Below are 3,091 nucleotides of genomic sequence, written 5' to 3' on the forward strand. Positions count from 1 at the left end.
CGTCGGCAGCTCGGTGCTGACGCCGTACTTCGTGGTATCAGTATCGGTGTAGGAGTTACCGGCGCTGTCGCGGCCGGTGACCGTGGCAGTGATCTCGCCGCCTTCCAGTTTGCCCACCGCGTCTGCCGGGATCTCCACGTTCCAGGTCTCGCCGTCGTCGTTGACGGTAGTGCCGTACTCGACGCCGCCGATGTTCACGGTGACGCTGTCACCGGCCTTCGCTGCGCCGCCCACGGTCCCGTTGACGGTCTGCGCCTGCTGGGACTCGGCGTTGTTGATCACGTTGTCGCCGCCGAACAGATTGTCGGCGATGGTGATCGTCGCTTTTGGCTCTTCCTCTTCTTCTTCCTCTTCGTGGCCATCAGACTCGTTATCCGAGCCCGGATCGTGATCTCCATCTGAATCACTATCGGCATCGGAGTCACTGTCAGAGTCGGAATCCGAGTCGCTGTCTGAATCCGAGTCGCTGTCCGAGTCAGAGTCACTGTCCGAATCCGAGTCGCTGTCGGAGTCGCTGTCTGAATCCGAATCACTGTCAGAATCGGAATCACTTTCGGAATCGGAGTCACTATCCGAATCCGAGTCGCTGTCGGAATCGGAGTCACTGTCGGAATCCGAGTCGCTGTCCGAGTCCGAGTCACTGTCAGAGTCCGAATCGCTGTCGGAATCAGAGTCGCTGTCTGAATCGGAGTCACTGTCAGAGTCCGAATCGCTGTCCGAATCCGAGTCACTGTCAGAGTCCGAATCGCTATCGGAGTCCGAATCACTGTCAGAGTCTGAATCGCTGTCGGAGTCGGAGTCGGAGTCGCTATCCGAATCCGAGTCACTATCGGAGTCCGAATCACTGTCGGAATCCGAGTCACTGTCGGAGTCTGAATCGCTGTCAGAGTCCGAGTCACTATCGGAATCGGAGTCACTGTCGGAGTCCGAGTCGCTGTCAGAGTCCGAATCACTGTCAGAATCCGAATCGCTGTCAGAGTCTGAATCGCTGTCTGAATCCGAGTCGCTGTCAGAGTCAGAGTCAGAGTCAGAGTCACTATCGGAATCCGAGTCGCTGTCAGAGTCCGAGTCGCTGTCGGAGTCTGAATCGCTGTCTGAATCCGAGTCGCTGTCAGAGTCAGAGTCAGAGTCAGAGTCACTATCGGAATCTGAGTCGCTGTCCGAGTCACTATCGGAATCGGAGTCACTGTCGGAATCCGAGTCGCTGTCGGAATCGCTGTCGGAGTCCGAGTCACTGTCAGAGTCCGAATCGCTGTCGGAGTCGGAATCACTGTCGGAATCCGAATCGCTATCGGAGTCCGAATCACTGTCGGAATCCGAGTCGCTGTCAGAGTCCGAATCGCTGTCGGAGTCCGAATCGCTGTCGGAGTCTGAATCGCTGTCGGAATCGGAGTCGCTATGGGAGTCCGAATCGCTATCGGAGTCCGAGTCACTGTCTGAATCCGAATCACTGTCGGAGTCCGAGTCACTATCGGAATCCGAGTCACTGTCGGAGTCCGAATCGCTATCGGAATCCGAATCGCTGTCGGAATCCGAGTCTGAATCACTATCCGAATCAGAGTCGCTGTCGGAGTCCGAATCACTGTCGGAGTCGGAATCGCTGTCAGAGTCCGAGTCACTATCGGAATCGGAATCGCTGTCAGAGTCCGAATCGCTATCAGAGTCGGAGTCACTGTCGGAGTCCGAGTCACTGTCGGAATCCGAGTCACTATCGGAATCCGAGTCGCTGTCAGAGTCAGAGTCGCTGTCAGAGTCCGAATCACTGTCAGAATCCGAATCACTGTCAGAATCCGAATCACTGTCAGAATCCGAATCACTGTCAGAATCCGAATCACTGTCTGAATCGGAGTCACTGTCTGAATCCGAATCGCTGTCAGAGTCCGAGTCACTATCGGAATCCGAGTCACTGTCGGAGTCCGAATCGCTATCAGAGTCGGAGTCGCTGTCGGAATCGGAGTCTGAGTCCGAATCGCTGTCGGAATCCGAGTCGCTGTCTGAATCGGAGTCACTGTCAGAGTCCGAATCGCTATCGGAGTCGGAATCACTGTCGGAATCCGAGTCGCTGTCGGAATCCGAATCGCTGTCAGAGTCCGAGTCGCTATCGGAATCGGAGTCACTGTCGGAGTCCGAATCGCTATCGGAATCCGAATCGCTGTCGGAATCCGAGTCTGAATCACTATCCGAATCAGAGTCGCTGTCGGAGTCCGAATCACTGTCGGAGTCGGAATCGCTGTCCGAGTCAGAGTCTGAATCGCTGTCCGAGTCAGAGTCACTGTCGGAATCCGAGTCGCTGTCGGAGTCCGAATCACTGTCAGAGTCGGAATCACTGTCTGAGTCTGAGTCCGAATCACTGTCGGAGTCGGAGTCGGAGTCGGAGTCGCTATCCGAATCCGAGTCACTATCGGAGTCCGAATCACTATCGGAGTCCGAATCGCTGTCGGAGTCAGAGTCTGAATCGCTGTCGGAGTCCGAATCGCTATCGGAATCGGAGTCACTGTCTGAATCCGAGTCGCTGTCGGAGTCGGAATCCGAGTCACTGTCGGAGTCCGAGTCTGAATCGCTGTCAGAGTCCGAGTCACTATCGGAGTCCGAATCGCTATCGGAGTCAGAGTCCGAATCGCTATCGGAGTCGCTGTCAGAGTCGGAATCACTGTCCGAGTCCGAATCGCTATCAGAGTCGGAGTCACTGTCAGAGTCCGAATCACTGTCCGAGTCCGAATCGCTGTCGGAGTCCGAATCGCTGTCAGAGTCCGAATCACTGTCAGAGTCCGAATCACTGTCAGAGTCCGAATCACTGTCTGAATCCGAGTCGCTGTCGGAATCCGAGTCACTGTCAGAGTCCGAATCGCTGTCGGAGTCCGAGTCACTGTCGGAATCCGAGTCACTGTCTGAATCCGAGTCACTGTCGGAGTCCGAGTCACTGTCGGAGTCCGAGTCACTGTCGGAATCCGAGTCGCTGTCTGAGTCCGAGTCACTATCGGAGTCGGAGTCGCTGTCAGAATCCGAATCGCTGTCGGAGTCAGAGTCACTGTCTGAATCCGAGTCACTATCGGAATCGGAGTCACTGTCAGAGTCCGAATCGCTGTCTGAA

Annotated in this window: 1 protein-coding gene; it reads right to left on the reverse strand. The window is 55.7% G+C overall.

Annotation, left to right across the window (positions count from 1 at the left end; all coding sequences use genetic code 11):
* Nucleotides 1-282: Ig-like domain-containing protein (locus ACGK9R_RS17115; protein WP_394583533.1), on the reverse strand; the 282-nt coding region annotated here is incomplete at its 3' end.
* Nucleotides 283-3,091: the final 2,809 nt, after the last annotated feature.

The sequence above is a fragment of the Halomonas sp. HNIBRBA4712 genome, assembly GCF_043558675.1.
GTDB lineage: Bacteria > Pseudomonadota > Gammaproteobacteria > Pseudomonadales > Halomonadaceae > Vreelandella.